The sequence below is a fragment of the Pauljensenia sp. UMB3104 genome (genome assembly GCF_030217285.1).
GTDB lineage: Bacteria > Actinomycetota > Actinomycetes > Actinomycetales > Actinomycetaceae > Pauljensenia.
The window spans coordinates 1-19,065 of the sequence record NZ_JASONN010000017.1 but is presented as its reverse complement, the minus strand read 5'-3'; the positions used below and the strand labels follow the sequence as shown (position 1 = coordinate 19,065).

Annotated in this window: 14 protein-coding genes; 2 read left to right on the top strand and 12 right to left on the bottom strand. The window is 65.0% G+C overall.

The annotated features are described in order from the left end of the window. Positions 1 to 35: 35 nt before the first annotated feature. From infB to rimP, 4 genes are all read right to left on the bottom strand, one after another. Positions 36 to 2,840, bottom strand: a complete 2,805-nt coding sequence (gene infB / locus QP415_RS08295) for a translation initiation factor IF-2 (RefSeq protein ID WP_016461944.1) — start codon at positions 2,838 to 2,840, stop codon at positions 36 to 38. Between the two features lie 136 nt (positions 2,841 to 2,976). Then, positions 2,977 to 3,243 carry a YlxR family protein gene (locus QP415_RS08290; RefSeq protein ID WP_204370722.1) on the bottom strand — a complete coding sequence of 89 codons (267 nt, stop codon included), beginning with the start codon at positions 3,241 to 3,243 and terminating at the stop codon, positions 2,977 to 2,979. 65 nt (positions 3,244 to 3,308) lie between these two features. After that, positions 3,309 to 4,337 (bottom strand): transcription termination factor NusA, encoded by a 1,029-nt coding sequence (nusA, locus tag QP415_RS08285; RefSeq protein WP_016461945.1) that lies wholly within the window; start codon positions 4,335 to 4,337, stop codon positions 3,309 to 3,311. Positions 4,338 to 4,343: 6 nt separating this feature from the next. Further along, a complete protein-coding gene (rimP, locus tag QP415_RS08280) occupies positions 4,344 to 4,814 on the bottom strand; it encodes a ribosome maturation factor RimP (RefSeq protein ID WP_016461946.1) in 471 nt (156 codons plus the stop codon). 71 nt (positions 4,815 to 4,885) lie between these two features. Here rimP and QP415_RS08275 point away from each other — a divergent pair, with 71 nt between their 5' ends. Beyond that, the gene (locus QP415_RS08275) at positions 4,886 to 5,890 is read left to right on the top strand and encodes a hypothetical protein (protein ID WP_048675797.1); all 1,005 of its coding nucleotides are present in this window, start codon (positions 4,886 to 4,888) and stop codon (positions 5,888 to 5,890) included. 90 nt (positions 5,891 to 5,980) lie between these two features. On the opposite strand, the gene QP415_RS08270 is transcribed toward QP415_RS08275, so the two are convergent. The 6 genes from QP415_RS08270 to QP415_RS08245 form a co-directional block, all read right to left on the bottom strand. Then, positions 5,981 to 7,030: a 3-isopropylmalate dehydrogenase gene (locus tag QP415_RS08270; protein ID WP_285099672.1), complete on the bottom strand. Its 1,050-nt coding sequence runs from the start codon at positions 7,028 to 7,030 to the stop codon at positions 5,981 to 5,983. 140 nt (positions 7,031 to 7,170) lie between these two features. After that, complete coding sequence (locus QP415_RS08265) at positions 7,171 to 9,426, bottom strand: exo-alpha-sialidase (protein ID WP_285099671.1); 2,256 nt, start codon at positions 9,424 to 9,426, stop codon at positions 7,171 to 7,173. A gap of 161 nt (positions 9,427 to 9,587) precedes the next feature. Further along, complete coding sequence (locus tag QP415_RS08260; RefSeq protein ID WP_016461950.1) at positions 9,588 to 10,784, bottom strand: glycosyltransferase; 1,197 nt, start codon at positions 10,782 to 10,784, stop codon at positions 9,588 to 9,590. 442 nt (positions 10,785 to 11,226) lie between these two features. Then, positions 11,227 to 12,252, bottom strand: coding sequence for a ketol-acid reductoisomerase (ilvC, locus tag QP415_RS08255; protein WP_048675789.1), 1,026 nt, complete (start codon positions 12,250 to 12,252; stop codon positions 11,227 to 11,229). Positions 12,253 to 12,254: 2 nt separating this feature from the next. Beyond that, entirely contained in the window at positions 12,255 to 12,767 is a 513-nt protein-coding gene (gene ilvN / locus QP415_RS08250; protein ID WP_016461951.1) for an acetolactate synthase small subunit, read from the bottom strand. Continuing rightward, positions 12,767 to 14,533, bottom strand: coding sequence for an acetolactate synthase large subunit (locus QP415_RS08245; protein ID WP_016461952.1), 1,767 nt, complete (start codon positions 14,531 to 14,533; stop codon positions 12,767 to 12,769). The genes ilvN and QP415_RS08245 overlap by 1 nt, the downstream gene beginning before the upstream one ends. A gap of 332 nt (positions 14,534 to 14,865) precedes the next feature. On the opposite strand from QP415_RS08245, the gene QP415_RS08240 reads away from it, so the two are divergent. Beyond that, complete coding sequence (locus QP415_RS08240) at positions 14,866 to 16,458, top strand: aspartate:alanine exchanger family transporter (protein WP_016461953.1); 1,593 nt, start codon at positions 14,866 to 14,868, stop codon at positions 16,456 to 16,458. 696 nt (positions 16,459 to 17,154) lie between these two features. Here the strand turns inward: QP415_RS08240 and QP415_RS08235 are convergent. Both QP415_RS08235 and QP415_RS08230 read right to left on the bottom strand, forming a co-directional pair. Further along, complete coding sequence (locus tag QP415_RS08235; protein ID WP_285099670.1) at positions 17,155 to 17,310, bottom strand: hypothetical protein; 156 nt, start codon at positions 17,308 to 17,310, stop codon at positions 17,155 to 17,157. Continuing rightward, on the bottom strand, positions 17,307 to 18,602 hold the full coding sequence (locus QP415_RS08230) for a threonine/serine ThrE exporter family protein (protein ID WP_016461955.1): 1,296 nt from the start codon (positions 18,600 to 18,602) through the stop codon (positions 17,307 to 17,309). Before QP415_RS08230 ends, QP415_RS08235 begins: the two co-directional genes overlap by 4 nt. Between the last annotated feature and the right edge of the window lie 463 nt (positions 18,603 to 19,065).

The window sequence follows — 19,065 nt, the reverse complement described above, 5'->3', positions numbered from 1 at the left end:
AGCATGCCCGGACCCCGATACTTCACGCCACGGACTCAGTCACGAGCCTTCTCGCGCATCTCCCAGGTCTCAATGACGTCGCCCTCGGCGATGTCCTTGTAACCCAGCGTGATACCGCACTCGTAGCCCTCGCGGACCTCGGTGACGTCGTCCTTCTCGCGACGCAGGGACGCGATCTCGAGGTTGTCGGCGACAACGACGCCGTCGCGCACCAGGCGCGCCTTGGTGCCACGCTTGATCGTGCCAGAACGGACGATCGAACCGGCGATGTTGCCGAACTTGCCGGAGCGGAAGACCTGACGGATCTCCGCAGTGCCCAGCTGGACCTCCTCGTAGATCGGCTTGAGCATGCCCTTGAGGGCCGCCTCAATATCGTCGATCGCAGAGTAGATGACGTTGTAGTACTTGATCTCGACGCCCTCGGCATCCGCCATCTCGGCCACGCGCTCGGCGGGTCGGACGTTGAAGCCGATGATGACCGCGTTGTCGACGGTCGCCAGGTTGACGTCGTTCTGCGTAATCGCACCGACACCGCGGTGGATGATACGCAGCGCAACCTCGTCGCCCACGTCGATGCGCAGCAGCGAGTCTTCCAGGGCCTCGACAGCGCCGGACACGTCGCCCTTGATGACCAGGTTGAGGGTGTCGACCTCGCCCTCGGCCAGGACCTTGTCGAAGTCCTCCAGGGAGACGCGCTTGCGGCGCTTGGCCAGCAGGGCCTGACGCTCGGCAGCCTCACGCTTGTCGGCGATCTGGCGGGCCGTGCGGTCGTCGGGCGCAACCAGGAAGGAATCGCCGGCGCGCGGGACGGACGTGAGACCGAGGACCGCGACGGGGGTCGACGGACCGGCCTCGGAGACGTCGTGACCGGCGTCGTCGAACATGGCGCGCACGCGGCCGTAGGACGAGCCGACCACCAGAGAGTCGCCCACGTGGAGCGTGCCGCGCTGGACCAGCATGGTCGCGACGGCGCCGCGGCCCTTGTCCAGGTTCGCTTCGATGGCGACACCGCGCGCGTCGGTCTGGGGGTTGGCCTCGAGGGTCAGCGCCGCGTCGGCGGTCAGCAGGACGGCCTCCAGCAGCTCGCGGATACCCGTGCGCTGCTTAGCGGAGATGTTGACGAACATGACGTCGCCGCCGTACTCCTCCGCGACCAGGCCGTACTCGGTGAGCTGGGAACGGATCTTCTCCGGGTTCGCCGTGTCCTTATCGACCTTGTTAACCGCGACGACGATCGGAACACCGGCCGCCTGTGCGTGGTTGATGGCCTCAACCGTCTGGGGCATCACACCGTCATCGGCCGCGACCACGAGGATCGCGATATCGGTGACCTGCGCGCCACGGGCACGCATAGCCGTGAAGGCTTCGTGACCGGGGGTATCGATAAAGGTGATCGGGCGGGCGGTGCCGTCCTCAGCCTTGACGGTGACCTGGTAGGCGCCGATGTGCTGGGTGATGCCACCGTGTTCGGTGTCGACGACGTCCGTGTGGCGGATCGCGTCGAGCAGCTTGGTCTTACCGTGGTCGACGTGACCCATGACGGTAACGACCGGCGGACGGGGCTGCATATTCTCGGCGTCGTCGAGCTCTTCGGCCTCGAGGTCGATGTCGAAGGACTCGAGCAGCTCACGGTCCTCGTCCTCGGGGGAGACGACCTTGACGTCGTAGCCGAGCTCCGCGCCCAGCGCCTCGAAGGTGTCCTGGTCGAGGGACTGCGTGGCGGTCGCCATCTCGCCCAGGGCGAAGAGGACCGTCACAAGCGCTGCGGGATTGACGTCAATCTTCTCGGCGAGGTCAGCAAGGGATGCGCCCTGACGGATGCGGATCTGCGCGCCGTTACCGCGCGGGATCGAGACACCGCCGATGACGGGTGCGTTCTGCTGCTCGTACTCTTGGCGCTTCGCGCGCTTCGACTTACGTCCGCGCTGCGAGCGGCCACCTCCGCGGCCGAATGCGCCCGGCGTCGAGCCGCGACCACCGCGGCCACCGCCGCGGGGACCGCCGAAGCCGCCGCCGTTGTTCTGAGGACCGCCGGCGCCTGCACCTGCGCCACCGGGACGGCCATTGCCGCGACCGCGGCCACCGCCGCGACCGCCGCGCTCTCCACCACCGTTACCGGAAGCAGCATTACGAGCGAAGTTCGCCTGGCCGGGCATCATGCCCGGGTTCGGGCGGTTACCACCGGGGCGCGGAGCGCCGGGACGGGGACCGCCGTTACCGGAGGCACCCGAACGCGCAGCGCCGGGACGCGGGCCACCGTTGCCCGAGGCTCCCGGACGCGGCCCACCGGGGCGAGGACCACCGGAGCCACCCGGACGGGGCATGCCCTGGGAGGAGGCGTACGGGTTGTTGCCCGGGCGCGGGCCACCGGGGCGAGGGCCACCGGGACGAGCCGGACGAGGGGCATCGTTACGACGCGGCGCGGGCTTGGGAGCGTTAGCGTCCGCAGGCTTGCGGCCCGCGGGCTTGGGGGCCCCTTCGGGCTTCTTGCCGCGAGGCTTGGGAGCACTCTTGGGGGCCGCAGTGGGCTTCGGCGCGCCAGGCTTGGGGACGCCAGCCTTGGGTGCGGCAGCCTTGGGTGCCGCGTCGGCGGGGGCAGCAGCCTTCTTCGCAGCGGGCTTGGCCGCGCTGGGCTTGGGGGCCTTGGCGGCGGGCTTTGCATCCGCCTTCTTGGTCTTGGGGGTCGCCGCGAACTTCTCGCGCATCTGCCGCACGACGGGCGGTTCGAGCGAGGACGAGGACGACTTGACGAATTCACCTGCTTCCTTCAGGTGACCCATCAGTTCTTTGCTGGTGATTCCGAGCTCTTTGGCGAGCTCGTGGACACGCAACTTTGCCACATTTCTCCATTCCGGAAGCGTCTCCGCTCCGGAGACGCCTTACTGATATTGCTGGCAGCTCATCGCTGGGTACTCATCGGGTGCCCATCAGCTTCCAACCCGCTTCCATTTTCTCGGCGTTGATGGCGCGTGGCCATCACTGGTGGTTGATCAACTCCTCCACGTCGTCCCACACGTCCTCCGGAACGTTTCCCGTTCGGAACGAGCGCGCGAGGCCGCGTCTGACTCGGGCTTTCTGGATACACTCCGCATCGGGGTGAACCCAGGCGCCTCGGCCTGGAAGAGTCGCCGCCGGATCGAGGTGAATCGATCCGTCTGGCGAGCGCACGATCCGTACGAGTGCGGTTCGATGCGCGTGTGCGCCGCATCCAATGCAGGTGCGCTGGGGCCCGGAGGTGGGCACTGGCGGCACAGAATACGACACAATTCCCTAGCTTAGTCCAGCTAGGGGATTGCTCGTCTGAGAAACTATGAGCGACTTGTCACGTCATCGGGGGTGGAGACGCGCGACACGATCGCGTCGTCGCCGGTTTCCGTGTCGGCGTGGATGTCGATGTGGTAGTTCGTCAGGCGCGCGGCGAGGCGAGCGTTCTGACCTTCCTTGCCGATCGCGAGGGAGAGCTGGAAGTCCGGAACGATGGCCGTCGCAGTGCGGTTATCCACGGAGTGGACGACGACGCGGGTGACGCGGGCGGGCGACAGCGAGTTTGCAACGAAACGCGCCGGATCGTCGGAGTAGTCGACGATGTCGATCTTCTCCCCGCCGAGTTCGGCCATGACGGAACGTACGCGTGCGCCCATCGGACCGATGCAAGCACCCTTGGCGTTGATGCCCTCGCGCGTAGCGGCCACGGCGATCTTCGTGCGGTGTCCGGCCTCGCGGGCAATCGCCTTGATCTTGACGAGGCCCTGCTGGATCTCGGGAACCTCACGCTGGAAGAGACCGGCGACGAGGTTGGGGTGGGTGCGCGACAGGGTGATGCGCGGACCGCGCTCGGTGCGCTCAACGCCCACGACGTAGGCGCGGATGCGGTCACCGTGGCGGTAGGACTCGCCGGGGACCTTTTCCCCGTCAGGCAGGACGGCCTCAAAGTCGTCGGAGACCTGGACCATTGTGGGGCGTCCAGGGCGCGGAGCCTGGACGGTGCCCGTGATGACCTGCCCTTCGCGTCCCGCGAAGTCGCCGAACACGCGCTGGTCGTCGGCGTCGCGCAGGCGCTGCATGATGACGGAGCGCGCGGTCGACTGGGCGATGCGACCGAAGTTCTTCGGGGTGTCATCGAACTCGCCGATGGGGTTGCCGTCTTCGTCCTCGTCCATGGCCATGACGGTGACGCGTCCGGTCTTCTTGTCGATTTCGATGCGGGCCTGGGAGATGGCTCCGGGCAGGTTGTGGTACGCCTTGAGCAGGGCTTCTTCGATGGCGTCAACGAGGGTTTCGAGGCTGACGCCCTTCTCGTTTTCCACCATCCGCAGAGCGGTCATATCGATTTCCATGGTCTCCTACTTCCCCGTTCCAAAGTCGACGCGGGAGCGCGCCTTCCTCATGTCAGAATAGTCAATGGTAGTCGTTTCACCGTCGACATCGATCGTTGCGCTGGTCTCGTCAGCCGCAACGACGCGTCCGGAAACATATCCACCGGCGCGCAGCTTGATGCGCACGAGGCGTCCGATCTGGCGCATCCAGTGCCCGACTTTCGTCAGTTCGCGTTCGGCCCCCGGTGTGGACACCTCCAGCAGGTACTCGCCGTCGATCGGATCTGCGGCGTCCAATGCTTTCGACACGGCGCGGGATACGTCGGCGAGCGTGTCGGAGTCGATTCCGTCGGCGCCGATCGGCGCTTCGACGATGACCCGCAGGAGCGGCATCGCGTCGGAGCGTGAGCGGGTCACTGAGTCCAGTTCCAGTCCCGACTGTTCGACCACGGGAGCCAGCAGCTCCTCGAGCGGTCCATCTGACGTGGACGATGCCATATGCGCCTATCTTTCTCTCGCGTACGCGGGTCAGTTCCCTATCCTACCCGGGGGTGTGGGATGATGCGGGTGTGCGTTTCGCAAAACTGACTTTGACCACACGCCGCTTCCCCGGCCTCGTCGCGACTGGGGTGGCGGTCCTCGCGCTATCCGCGTGCTCGTCGTCTTCTCTGCCCACCCTGACTGGATTCGCCGCCGTGCGCGACCAAGCGGCGCGTACGGAGTCGGCGGCTTCTGATCGGGCGACCCAGCTCGCCGAGGTCGCGACGGACTGCGCGTCCTGTTCGGCAGCTCTGCGCGCCGTCGCCTCGGCGTCACACGAGCGCCTTGAGGCACTGGGTGGCCTGTGGGACCCGTGGGGCGGAACCCCGCCCGAGGGTGCCTCTGCCCCCGCCGCCGTGTCCGAGGCCCCCACCGACGTGTCGGCGTTCGTCGCGTGGCTTGCCCGCACGGCGACCCGCGACCTGGAGATCGCTGCCGACACTAATCGCACGAGCGCCGATGAGGCCCGCACCCTGTCGGCTGCGGCACTCGGTCGTTACGCGAGCGCGGTCACGATCGCCCAGGCGTATGGCATCGACCTGGATGCGGGGCTGGACCAAGCGCTCCTTGTCAACGACCGCGTGAATGCGGCCTCGCGTCAGGGAGTCCAGACCTGGTCCATCGATCTTTTCGACGCGCCGGGAATATCAGCGTCCTTCGCCCCCTCGGGCAAGGATCTGGCATCGTCTCAGGAGCTGTCGAGCGCAGTCGCTACCTGGGATTGCACGGCGTCAACCCTCCCTCAGGCGCAGGTGAGTGCGGGCACGCTGAGTGACGCATACGCCGTGTCGGGCGAGCTCCTCGCGCGCGCCGATGTCGCACTGCGTGCCGGAGCTGCCGACACGCGAACGCCTCGCTGCACACTTGGTTTCCTCGATGCACCCTCCCTGGCATCAAACCTGCTCGCGGCGGACTCCGCCATGCTCGCCAGCAACTCCTCCGACGTGCGTGCGGCCGGGGCCAGCGCCGCGCTCGCGGACATCCAGCAGTGGGCTCCTCGCACGTCCCTGCCCGCCCTCATCGGCACGCGCTGACAGCGAGCACCTCGCCTCACGGGCGCTTCCATACAAACACGAGGGCCGCTCCCCCATCCCGGGGAGCGGCCCTCGTGTTTCGCGTCAGTCTCAGACCCTAGCGGCGATGTCATCGCCGATCTGCGAGGTGGAGCGCACGAGCGGGTGACCGCTCGCCGCCGCCTCGGCGCGCGCTGCCATGTCGGCATCGATCGCGGCGCGCACGCGCGCGGCTTCCTCGGCGTAGCCCATGAAGTCGAGCATCAGCGCGACCGAGGAGATGGTCGCGGTCGGATCTGCCTTGCCCTGGCCCGCAATGTCGGGGGCAGAGCCGTGCACGGGCTCGAACATGGAGGGGTACTCTCGCGAGGGGTTGAGGTTGCCGGACGCGCTCAATCCGATACCACCGGTCACGGCTCCGGCCTCGTCGGTGAGGATGTCACCGAACAGGTTGTCGGTGACGATGACGTCAAAGCGCGCGGGGTCGGTGACCATGTAGATGGTGGCAGCATCGATGTGGCAGTAATCGACGCGCACCTCGGGATACTCCTCCCCCACCTCGTCGACGATGCGACGCCACATGTGTCCGGCGTTTACCAGGACGTTGTGCTTGTGGACGAGGGTGAGGTGCTTCTTGCGTGAGGCGGCCGCCTCGAAGGCGTAGCGAACGACGCGCTCGACACCGTAGGCGGTGTTGACGCTGACTTCGGTTGCGATCTCGTGCGGGGTGCCGACGCGAACGGCGCCACCGTTGCCGCAGTAGAGACCCTCGGTGCCTTCGCGCACGACAACAAAGTCGATGTCGCCGGGGTTGGCCAGGGGGCTGGGAACACCCTCGTAGTACTTGGAGGGACGCAGGTTCACATAGTGGTCGAGAGCGAAGCGCAGCTTGAGCAGCAGCCCTCGCTCAAGGACGCCGGAGGGGACGGAAGGGTCGCCGACTGCGCCGAGAAGAATCACGTCGTGGCGCTTGATGGCCTCGAGATCCTCGTCGGTGAGGGTGTCGCCGGTCGCATGCCAGCGCTGCGCACCCAGATCGAAGTGGGTCGTGGAGTAGTCGACGCCCTTATCCGCCAGGACACGGTCCAGGACTTTGAGGCCTTCGGGGACGATTTCCTTGCCGATACCGTCGCCAGGGATTACTGCGATGTTCAGTGTCATGGCTCCATCTTCCCCCGCCCGAGCGCCCCGCGGCGGAATCGTTCCACCACGTGGGCTGTTTTCCGGGTGACGTCTCCCATAGACGAGGCCGGGGCCGGGAGGGCATGCACGCTCCCCCGACCCCGGCTCGGTTGGACGGATCAGATCCACGCACCCGAGGGAGCGAAGAAATACCAACGGCCGTCGACCGACTGCCAGCCGGTGACCATGTGGCCGTCACCCGCGAAGTAGTACCAGGTGGAACCGATGTGCTGCCAGCCGGTGAGCATGGCTCCCGAGGGGGCCAGGTAGTACCAGCTACCGGCGTACTGCCAACCGGTGAGCATCGCACCCGAGGCATTGAAGAGGTACCAGGTACCGCCGACCTGCGCCCATCCGGTCGCCATCGCTCCGGTCGTGGGATCGAGGTAGTACCAGGCCCCATCATGGATCCAGCCGCTCACTCGGGCACCGTAGGCGTTGTAGTAGCTCCACACGCCGCCCTGGTTATCCCAGCCGGTGACCATCATGCCGTCTGCGCCGAAGCGGTAGGTGGCCTCGCCGATCGTGATCGTCTGGTTCGTCGCGTAGCTGGAGTCTTCCAGCTGCCACTTCCAGCCGTTTCCGGTGTTGACCCAGTGCGCGGGGGTGACAGCGGGCGCAGGTTCAGGCGCAGGCTGTGGATCCGGGGTCGGATCAGGCGCGGGCTGCGGGTCGGGTGCAGGCTGCGGGTCCGGAGTCGGTTCAGGCGCGGGCTCTTCGCCGGGATCGGTCAGGCCGAGGTAGGATGCGTCGACGCGCATGAACTCGATGTTCTTGTAGCCGCCGGACTCGTACAGCAGGCCCCAGGTGCCATCCCCGAGGGGATGCAGCGTCGAGTAGGCCATCTCGCCACTCTCGAAGACCGTGCCGTCGTTCCAGGTGAAGCCGTCGTCGTAGGAGACGCGGATGGTGCCATTGGCGCGGGCGCTGGACGAGTCGGCGTTGGAGAAGAGCAGGACGCGGGCGCGCGCGGAGCCCTCGGGGGCGTCCGGGTAGGCGCGCACGATGGAGGCGTTGTTACGCGGGTCGGTCAGATCCCAGTTGTGGCGGAACGGGCCCCAGGTCTGTCCACCGTCGTAGGAGATAGCCTCGAGGCGCTGGCCCGCGGTTCCCTGCGTGCGAGAGTTGAGGAGGAGGCGCCCATCGGAGAGCTCGACAACCTTGTTCTCGTCGGCGCTGCTCTCGGTGGGCGCGCCGGGCTTCCAGGTCGCGCCGTGGTCGTCGGAGTAGACGGAGACGGCCATGAGCGAGGTGGTGCCGGAGTTGGCAACGGCGTACTGCTGGATGAGGCGACCGGCGTGGGCACCGTAGCGAAGCTGGATTCCTTCACCGGAGGAGGCGAAGCGCGTGAACCACTGGTCGGTGTGGCCTGCGGTCACCTGGTCGGTGATGGTGCGGGGGTTGACCCAGGTCTCGCCGTTGTCATGGGATTCGACGACGTGGGCGTGCAGGATGTTACGCGCTGCGGGGTCGGTGCCCAGCTGGGACTGGAAGAGTCCGGCGTCGTAGGACTTGACCGAGAACAGGAAGATCGTTCCTGTGCTGCGGTCGACAACGAAGGAGGGATCGGAGTAACCGACTTTCTCCGCGCCGGGGGTGCCTGCGAGGGCGGTCTGGATCGGGGTCCAGGACTTGCCACCGTCCTTCGAGATGCGGTAGACGATGGAGTTAGCCTGGGGCGCGTCCTGGCAGGTGTTGGGGCGCCCGTCCCACGCGGCGATGATCCAGCCGTTGTTGGCGGTGGTCAGCGCGGGGATGCGGTGGCAGCTGAAGCCGGCCAGGCCGGGGGACGCGAGGCGAACCTTCTCGCCGATCGCGTAGTCGTGCGGGGTCTCCAGCGGGTCCGGAGCCGGCGGGCGCTCGCCCTGGGCGACGGTCACGGTGTCAGCGTTCGCGGTGATGTCACCGGCGATGACGTCTGTACCGTTGCGGTCGCGGGTGGCGGCCCACGTGGTCATCGGGGTGAAGGTTCCGGCCGCGACGTCGTCGGCGGTCACGGTGTGGGTCGCGGTCGTGCACTGCTTGGTGGTGTGCGCAGCGAGGTTGTGCCAGCGGCAGTTGGGGGCGCCAGTGGTCAGCACGCCGGACAGGTTCGAGGCCACCGGGAAGACGGTCAGAGCACTGTCTGTGTTGTTGGTGTAGGTGACGGTGATGGTGATGAGGTCACCTTCGTACACCTTGTCTCCGTGGGAGTCGGTGCGCGCCACAGTGACGGTGATGGGGGCCGAACCTTCGTCGGTTACCGAGGCCGTCACCGGGGTTGCTGCACCGGTGTCACTGGTCGGGGTGGCGAGCGCGGGAACCGAGAGAGTCGCGCACAGCAGCACGGCTCCCGAGGCTGCCGCGAGGGCACGCCCGTAGTGGCGGAGGGTCATCGTTGGTCCTTCCGAGATGAGTTGTCAATCAGCGGGCAGTGAGTCATGACTCACTCTCCACGAGATTCATCATACAAATTTGGATGCTGACTAACCAGTTATACGACAGATATTTTTATCAACGTCTAGGATAATTACCCCACAACTTCGAGGATCGGTGTTCACCTGTCAGGCTGAGCACCTGGGAATTCTCCCCCGCCGACCAACCAGCCATAGACACGCTCCAACTCACGAACACAGACACGGATGTCATACTGAGCTTCCACACCCCGATATCTCACAGCCTCAGCTCGACGCGCCTCGCCCCCTCGGTCAATCCACGCATCAATGACGCGCGCGAGCGAGCGCGGATTCCCCGCCTCGAACACACTCTCCTCCGTCAGCGCAAACTGACTGGTTGCCGTCAGAGGACCACGCGCGAGAACGGGGACCACGCCGTGACGCAGCGCCTCAAGAGCGCCGAGTCCCTCCACCTCGATCCGAGCCGCGTGCACATAGAGATCAGAGCGCTCCGAGGCCCGAGCCATCTCCCCCGCGTCCATAAAAGCAAAGCGAACAGGATGTGCGATCACACCATCGCGCACGAGACGATCCGCCTGGGCCCGCAGCTGCCGCTCGGTCGGACCCCGCCCCGCCAGGGTCAGCTCGATGGAGCGAGCATGAGAACTGAAGCGAAGCGCCCGCAGAATCGTCGCCTGATCTTTCTCGCGCGAAAAGCGCCCGATTGACAGCAGACGCACAACGGACAACTCTTCCTTCCTGCCCCCACATCCAACGCTCACACCACCCAGCGGGACACCATTAGAGAGAACAAACAGCCGCGGAGAAAGCCCTAACGAGGAGACCCGCCTCCATACCGATTCTGAAGGGCACTGGAGCGCGCCGCACCGATCGAAAATGAAGCACTTCCACAGCCGGAGAATCGCACGATTCAGAACAGCGCAACGATCGAGATAGACGGTGGCCGTGAGATTTTCGGGATGAATGTGGTAGGTCGCCATCGCAGGCACGCCACGATCGCGCGCACGCCGAGCAACCACGGCCTGCAGCATGAAAGGCTCCTCCAGGTGGACCACATCTGCCCAGCTGAGCGCTCGATCAATCTGGCGCCGATCCGACCGAGCGAGGGCGTAGCCCTGCGAGGCAATCAGAGGCGCCACAAGCGGAACGCGAAGATACGGGAGCGGATAGTCAGGGGCGCCAATACCGCAATCATCACCATCGAGCGGCGGCGCGGACAACACACGCACATCATGCCCTCGCTCACGCAACAGAGCGATGGTGCGACGAGCGGACGCGGCGAGTCCGTTCCCACGCGTATAGAGGTCATTGATGACGAACAGGATTCTGAGCTGCACGATTACCCCCCTCCGCAAGCCCTACACCATCAGACTAGGAACACCGCGAAGCTCATGGACCCGTTTCTTCACACCTGACAGCATGGACTAGCACACAGCACGCACACTTGCCAAGAATCTAGTTACTGATAAACTAGAGCTGTCAATCATCCTTGCCGTACGAAGGACACACCTTGCGCCCCTCCCGTCGAACTCTGACACGCGTTGCCTCGGCCGCCGTCGCCTCCCTCGTGATCGTCGCACCGATTTCCACAGTCTCGAACGCTGACGCGCTCTCCCCCGCCTCCCTCCCATGGACAAACGGGGCTGACGAAGCACCGGCGAACTAAACCTCGCAGGAACGCATCCTGGCGTCCCCGCACCTTTCGACATCAAACAGCTCCGGCCTCGTCCCACGTGGGAACGAGGCCGGAGCTTGGTCTATCCGAGAAGGACAGCGAGATCAGCGCGCGGCGCTGCCCTCGGTGTAGTCCTCGTCAGAGTCGGTCCAGCCGAAGGCCTTGCGCAGCTTCTGGCCGGTCTTCTCGATCGGGTGAGCCTCTTCCTCGGCGCGCAGCGCCTTGAACTCGAGGGCGCCGTTATCCTGATCGGCGATGAACTTGCGGGCGAAGGTGCCGTCCTGGATGTCGGCCAGAACAGCCTTCATGGCCTCCTTGGAGGACTCGCCAATGACGCGCGGGCCGGAGACGTAGTCGCCGTACTCAGCGGTGTCGGAGCAGGACCAGCGCTGCTTGGTGATGCCACCCTCGTTGATGAGGTCGACGATCTGCTTCATCTCGTGGCAGACCTCGAAGTAGGCGATCTCGGGCTGGTAGCCAGCCTCGACGAGGGTCTCGAAGCCGGCCTGGATCAGGTGGGAGACGCCACCGCACAGGACAGCCTGCTCGCCGAACAGGTCGGTCTCGGTCTCCTCGGTGAAGGTCGTCTTGATGACGCCGGCGCGGGTGCCGCCGATGCCCTTCGCGTAGGACAGAGCCAGATCCCAAGCCTTGCCGGAGGCATCCACCTCAACGGCGACGACGTCCGGGGTGCCCTTGCCCTGCACGTAGGTCTCGCGGACCTTGTGGCCGGGGCCCTTGGGGGCGACCATGATGACGTCGTGGCCGGCGGGGACCTCAATGTAGCCGTAGCGGATGTTGAAGCCGTGCGCGAAGAGGAGGGCGGCGCCTTCCTTCAGGTTGGGGGCGATCTGCTCGGCGTAGACGTAGCGCTGGACCTGGTCGGGCAGCAGCACGGAGACGACGTCGCCCTCGGCGACGGCCTCGGCCACGTCCTTGACCTCGAGGCCAGCGGCCTCAGCCTTGGCCCACGAGGAGGAACCGGGGCGCAGGCCGACGACCACGTCAACTCCGGAATCCTTCAGGTTCAGCGCGTGAGCGTGACCCTGCGAACCGTAACCAATGATGGCAACCTTCTTGGACTGGATCAGCGCCAGGTCTGCGCCGTCATCGTAGATGATCTCTGCCATTTTCATTTCTCCTTCAGTTGATCCGTGATCGAGCGCGACCCGCGGCCGATAGCCACGGCGCCCGACTGGACGAGTTCGGTGACGCCGTAGGGCTCCAGGGCCCGCAGCAGCGCCTCCAGCTTGGGTAGGGAGCCGATCGATTCGATGACGACCGACTCGGGTTGCACGTCGACGACGTGTGCGCGGAACAGGTCCACGATCTGCAGGACCGAGGTGCGACGGGTCTCGTCAGCCTGGACCTTCATCATGAGCAGACGCCGTTCGACGGAGTCCTCGGGTTCAAGCTCGACGACCTTGAGGACGTTGATGAGCTTGTTGAGCTGCTTGACCACCTGTTCGATGGGCGCGGAGTCTGCGTCCACGATGATGGTCATGCGGGAGATCTCGGGGTGTTCGGTCTCTCCCACGGTCAGCGACTTGATATTAAAGGCGCGGCGGGCGAAAAGCGCGGCGACGCGAGTGAGGACGCCGGGCTTGTTCTCGACCAACACGGCCAGAGTGTGACGATTCGTCATCAGTCTTCCACCTCCCAGTCGGGCGCCATGCCCTTGGCGTAACGAATCTCATCGTTGGACACGCCCGCGGCGACCATCGGCCAGACCATCGAGTCCTTGGAGACGCGGAAGTCAATGAGGACGGGGCGATCGTTGATCGACATGGCCCATTCGATGGCCTCGTCGACCTCGTCGATGGAGCGCACGGTGCGTGCCGCCATGCCGTAGGCCTGCGCGAGCATCTCGAAGTTGGGGATCTGCTCGCCCTCGACGGGGTTGAGCGTCGTGTTCGAGTAGCGCTTGCCGAAGAACAGGGACTGCCACTGGCGCACCATGCCCAGCACCGAGTTGTTGATGAGCGCGACCTTGATCGGGATGTTGTTGATCGTGCAGGTGGCCAGTTCCTGGTTGGTCATCTGGAAGGAGCCGTCTCCGTCGATCGCCCACACGACCTTGTCGGGGGCGCCGACCTGGGCGCCCATGGCCGCAGGAATGCAGTAGCCCATGGTGCCGGATCCGCACGAGGAGATGAAGCTGCGCGGGTTGTCCAACGTAATGAACTGAGATGCCCACATCTGGTGCTGCCCCACGCCCGTCACGTAGATCGCGTCCGGACCGACGCGCTCGGAGAGCTTCTTCAGGACCTCCTGGGGCGCCATCATACCGTCGTCGGGCTCAGCCCATCCGATCGGGTACTTGGTGCGCAGACGGTCGAGGTAGCGCCACCATCCGGAGATGTCGGCCTTGTTGTCCGACGAGGCCTGGGCGATTTCCTGGGTGAGGATCGGCAGTGCGGTCGCCAGGTCGGCGACGATCGGAATGTCGGCGTGGCGATTCTTGGAGATCTCCGCAGCGTCGATGTCGATGTGCACGATGGTCGCGCGGGGCGCGAAGGAGTCGAGGCGGCCGGTCACGCGGTCGTCGAAGCGGGCACCGAGTGCCACGATGAGGTCGGCGCGCTGGAGTGCACCGACGGCGGCCACGGTACCGTGCATGCCGGGCATGCCGAGGTTGTGGCGATCAGAGTCGGGGAAGGCGCCGCGGGCGGTCAGCGTGGTGACAACGGGGGCGTTCGTGACCTCAACGAGCTCAGCGAGGGCGTCAGTGGAGCCGGAGCGGACGATGCCGCCGCCCACGTACAGGACGGGGGCCTGGGCGTCGGCGATCGCGCGGGCTGCGGCGCGCACCTGCTTCATGTTCGGCTTGTCCGCGACGCGGTAGCCGGGCAGATCCAGGGTCGGAGGCCAGGAGAAGTCCATCTCGGCGACCTGCGCGGACTTGGTGATGTCCACGAGAACGGGGCCGGGGCGACCGGTAGCCGCGAGGTGGAAGGCCTCAGCCAGGCGCGCGGGGATCTGCGCGGGATCCGTGACGAGGAAGGAGTGCTTCGTAATGGGCATCGATGCACCCACGACGTCGGCTTCCTGGAAGGCGTCGCTGCCAATCAGGGAAGCGCCGACCTGACCCGAGATCACGACGATCGGGACCGAATCCATGCACGCGTCGCCCAGGGCCGTCAGCACGTTGGTGGCTCCAGGGCCGGACGTCACGATCGCGCAGCCAACCTTCCCGGTGGCCAGAGCGTAACCTTCGGCGGCATGTCCCGCACCCTGCTCGTGACGGACAAGAATGTGACGCAGAGACGTCGACGCCATCAGCGGGTCGTACGTCGGAAGAATTGCGCCGCCGGGCATACCAAACACGTCGGTAACGCCCAGGGCCTCGAGGCTGGCCACAATAGCCTCGGCTCCGGTCATGCGGGTGGTGTTGGCGGTGTCGCTCACCATTCGTCCTCTCAATCGTTGGACCGTCTCAAAGAAAAAACCCCGTCAGATCCGGCAGTAGCGGATGCGGGGATTTAGGCGTGCGATCCATCCTCACGTTACGCGGCAGGCATCGCACGCCCGGGTACGATGACCAGGGCGAGGACTCCAATTCCGCGAACGTCGAGCATGGCTTTACCGTATCTCTCCTGCGCTCTCCGCTCCTTATCCATCTCATTGTGCGGACCTTGAGACCGTGAGCGCCATCTAGGACGATGGACTGAGATACACAGCACGTATTGCTGCTTTAATTGATACATACCTCATATCACAATCCACAACACGGAGATTTCATCGTGCACCAGGTGTTCGAGATTCTGAGCGAGCAGCCAGTTCTGTTCCTCTTCATTCTCATCGGTATAGGCATGGCGTTTGGCCATGTGAAAATCAAGGGCATTAGCCTCGGCGCTGCCGCCGTTCTTTTCTTTGCCATCGCGTTGGCTGCGTGGGCGCAGTCCTACGACATCGAGCTGCGAGTCACCCCCCAGCTGGGCACTCTCGGCCTGACCCTGTTCACCTTCGCGATCGGCATCAACTCGGGCGCGTCGTTCTTCCACAACCTCAAGACCGCTGTTGGCCCGATCCTGACGATGGTCGCCTTCTACGGCATCGCTGCTGCAGCAGGCCTCTACATCGGTAAAGCCATGGGGATGGATGTTCCACTCATCGCCGGTACCTTCGCAGGTTCGGTGACGAACACGCCCGCACTGGCGGCCGCCGGCGAGGCCTCGGGTGATCCCGCCCGCGCAACGGTCGGTTACTCGATCGCCTACCTCTTTGGCGTCATCGGCATGCTGGCCGCATCGATGGCTGCCCTGCACTACGGACGCAATGACAAGGACGCCCCCTCTCCCCTGTCGAACCGCACGATCCGCGTCGAGCGCGACGATCATCCCTTCGTCGGGGACATCTACGAGAAGCTCGGCGAGAAGGTTTCCTTCTCGCGCCTGCGTCGCGGCGAAACCGGCCCGATTACCCGTCCCCAGATGTCGGACACCCTGGATCCCGGTGACCTCGTGACCGTCGTCGGCCCCCGTGAGCTCGTCGCTCGTGCCGCCACCGAGCTGGGTCACGCATCCTCTCACTCCCTCATGCAGGACCGCTCCTACCTGGACTTCCGCCGCGTGACGATCTCGAACCCGAAGATCGCGGGCCGCACAGTTGCGTCCCTGGGCCTGGCCAAGGAATTCTCTGCGACGATTTCGCGCGTTCGCCGCGGCGACGTCGACATGGTCGCCGAGCCGGGCCTCGTCCTCCAGGAGGGTGATCGCGTGCGCGTCGTCGCCCCCACGTCGAAGATGACCGAGATTACGAAGTTCTTCGGTGACTCGTCCCGAGGCCTCACGGACCTCAACCCGATCGCCCTGGGCATCGGTATGGCCCTCGGTATCGCGATCGGCGAGCTTCCGATCCTGACCCCCTCCGGCGAGTACTTCTCGATCGGTTCCGCGGCCGGTACGCTCATCGTCGGCCTCATCTTCGGCCGTATCGGCCGCATCGGCCCCATCGCGACGGCTCTGCCCTTCACGACATGCCAGGTGATGGCCGAACTCGGCCTGCTGATCTTCCTCGCGCAGGCTGGCGCAAAGGCCGGCGGCCAGATCCTTGAGGCCTTCACCTCGGGTGACTGGATCCGAATCTTCGCGCTCGGCGTCATCATGACCTCGATCATGGCGATCGGCCTGTACTGCACCATGCGGTGGGTGTTCAAGATGGGTGGCACGAAGCTCGCCGGTCTGCTCGGTGGCGCGCAGACACAGCCCGCAGTCCTCGCCTTCGCGAACGGCCGCACCAACGCCGACCCGCGCGTGGCTCTCGGTTACGCGCTGGTCTACCCGGTCGCGATGGTCGGCAAGATCGTCGTCGCCCAGATCCTGGGTGGCATGTAACGGCATCGTCTCCTGCGGGTTCAATCCCGCGGCACAATGGGGCCGACCCTTTTGGGTCGGCCCCATTCGTCTACCTTCTCGCCGCCTCCTGGGCGCGCCACGACACGGCAGCGCCGTCCCTACCAACGGCGCTGTGAGGCTTGCAGGACCCAGCTGGGGTGCCCAGCTGGGGTGCCAGTGGCCCCTGAAAGAACCTACTCCCCCAAAGTCGCACGTAATTCGATTGCATGAACATTCAACAACGCCCGAAAACGTTGCAATTTCAACACCTTGAGTTCATATCTTGAAACAGTCGCAGGGGAATTACGTGCGAAATTTCTGAGAAGCGCGAAAGCACCAATACGATCACATGAAAGTCAGCGCATGGCCGCCGAGGCCTGGCTGCGGTGCCCGTGGGCGGTGGCGAGGTCTCGATCGTAAGACGCAGCCCTACTTACTATCACCGCCTGGCCCCTCGCGGCGTCGCCTTTGTTCCGGGCACCGCATGGCCTGCCCGCCCGCTCGCCGCCCGCGCCGCGAGCTGCGCTCGGCGCGTCGTCTCGAAGCCCGTCCAGGCCCTGCAGGCCCTGCGGCGCCCTCCACAAGGGCAACGCCTGCTCATTACGTTGTAGTGGTCCCTGCGCGTCTGTTAACTCCACCAACGCGCAACGAGGCCGCGACCGGTTTCCCGGCCACGGCCTCGTCAATGAATGAGCGTCAGCGCTGGATGAGCGCGACGAGCACTCGAGCGGTCACTGCCGCCACGCACACGATCACAATGTTGCGGCCGACGGCGCGGATCTCGTCGCGGTCGATCGCGTACTCGAATTCGAACGACGGCGGCTTCAAACTCGCCTCAATGTCGAACTTCATGCGTTCTCCTCCTCGTACTCCCACAGGTTGGGGACTCGATCTTGCTTTTCGACAAGCCAGTTCTTATCGGTGAGCATACGCGAGAGTGCCAGGCCCATGCCGATGGCAACGATCGTGAACATGACCGTAAAGAGCGCACCGAGTGCCTCGTCAATCTGCTGGTTGTTCAGGTACGTGAGCGCTCGGTAGAGCGGCACACCGGGAATCATGATGACGACAGCGGGAACGGACAGCGTCACGCGCGAGAAGCGTGTCCTGCGGGCGACAAACACGGCGAGAAGACCCGCAGCAAGGGCCGCGAGGCCAACGGCTGCCGGAGCAGGGACGCCCAGCTCCAGGTGCAAGGCGATACGGCCGGTGTTGATGACGGCACCGATGATGGCTGCCGTCGCACACACGCGTTGTGGCGAATTAAAGAGCATCGCGAACCCGTATGCCGCGACGAAGCTCGTCAGGAAGCGCAGGAGGTAGTGCAGCCACGGAACGAGCGACACACCGTACTCGGGCGTCACAGACCAGCCGAAGATAGCGGAGATCGCCCACACAGCCACACCCGCCGACGCGACAAGCATCGCGACGTAGACGAGGCGCCCGAGGCCGCCCTGGAAGTCTTGTCGGACGAGATCGATCAAGCCCGTCACAAGCGGGAAGCCGGGAACCAGGAACAGCAGTGCGGAAATAAAGCCCGCCTGGTGGGTCGACTCGATGCCAAGGAAGTGTTGGGCCGGTGCAACCAACAGAATGTAGATCATCGCAGCAAGAGCACCGCAAGCCATCCACACACCGAAGTGGTTCATGTGCCGCACGAGCATCTGACGACGCAGCGCCTGGCCGAAGAACGACGCCACGGCCACGGCAGAGCACTCGACCCATCCCCCACCGTTGAGGAACGCGAAGGCCGCACACGCAAGGCCCGATGCGAGCGCGTTCGAGAACCAGTCGTAGAGACCCGGAACCTTCGCGATCTTGTCGAGCTCATCGGATACATCCTCAACGCGCACGGACTTACCGTGGAGCGAGGCGACGTAGTTATTGATGCGGTCGATCTTGTCTGCGTTCACGCCCATGAGGCGCTGCTCGGCGAGCTCCGTGCGGAATGTACCGTTGGCGTACGCCGTCGCAATGATCTCGGTGTACGTGACCTGCGCGCGATGCTCAGAAATACCCACCGCCCGGGCGACGTCCGCCATGGACTTCTTCACGCGGTAGGCGCTCGCTCCGAAGGACAGAAGCATCTGTCCGAGCCGGAGCACAACCTGGGACTGATGCGCGAGGCGATCATGGGCCGCCATACGTTGAGCAAGAACCTCGTCCTTCCCACCGTGTCGGTGGGGCGAGTCTGGTTGATGTGCAGAAGTGACCATGGGAATAGCATCGCACGACTCATGCCGTTTTGAGGGCGACGTTGGTCCGTGACGTGTGTTTTTTCATCTGGTGGACATGCAACTGCATGCGGATGGAGCATTGAGACGAGGCATGGGCCCGGTAGACAGGTACGGATACCCGAGTCACCGATCCTCCGGCAAAACGGGGAGAACGCGGTGCCACGATGCACCAAGTGACCGCCGAGGGCGGCATCGATAACGTGAATCACCCGAGGGACTGAACGTATAGCCGAGCAATTCAATGTATAGGAAGAGCGGCCAGAAACCCGGAGGTTTCTGGCCGCTCCCCATCAGTGTGTTGTGGCGGTGTCCTACTCTCCCACAACCTGGCGGTTGCAGTACCATTGGCGCTGCCGGGCTTAGCTTCCAG

What these genes read in the sequence shown, in the direction of transcription:
- nusA (WP_016461945.1), bottom strand. Translation starts at nt 4,337, where the DNA reads ATGGAAATCGATATGACCGCTCTGCGGATGGTGGAAAACGAGAAGGGC.
- rimP (WP_016461946.1), bottom strand. Translation starts at nt 4,814, where the DNA reads ATGGCATCGTCCACGTCAGATGGACCGCTCGAGGAGCTGCTGGCTCCC.
- QP415_RS08270 (WP_285099672.1), bottom strand. Translation starts at nt 7,030, where the DNA reads ATGACACTGAACATCGCAGTAATCCCTGGCGACGGTATCGGCAAGGAA.
- QP415_RS08265 (WP_285099671.1), bottom strand. Translation starts at nt 9,426, where the DNA reads ATGACCCTCCGCCACTACGGGCGTGCCCTCGCGGCAGCCTCGGGAGCC.
- ilvC (WP_048675789.1), bottom strand. Translation starts at nt 12,252, where the DNA reads ATGGCAGAGATCATCTACGATGACGGCGCAGACCTGGCGCTGATCCAG.
- ilvN (WP_016461951.1), bottom strand. Translation starts at nt 12,767, where the DNA reads ATGACGAATCGTCACACTCTGGCCGTGTTGGTCGAGAACAAGCCCGGC.
- QP415_RS08245 (WP_016461952.1), bottom strand. Translation starts at nt 14,533, where the DNA reads ATGGTGAGCGACACCGCCAACACCACCCGCATGACCGGAGCCGAGGCT.
- QP415_RS08235 (WP_285099670.1), bottom strand. Translation starts at nt 17,310, where the DNA reads ATGAAGTTCGACATTGAGGCGAGTTTGAAGCCGCCGTCGTTCGAATTC.
- QP415_RS08230 (WP_016461955.1), bottom strand. Translation starts at nt 18,602, where the DNA reads ATGGCGGCCCATGATCGCCTCGCGCATCAGTCCCAGGTTGTGCTCCGG.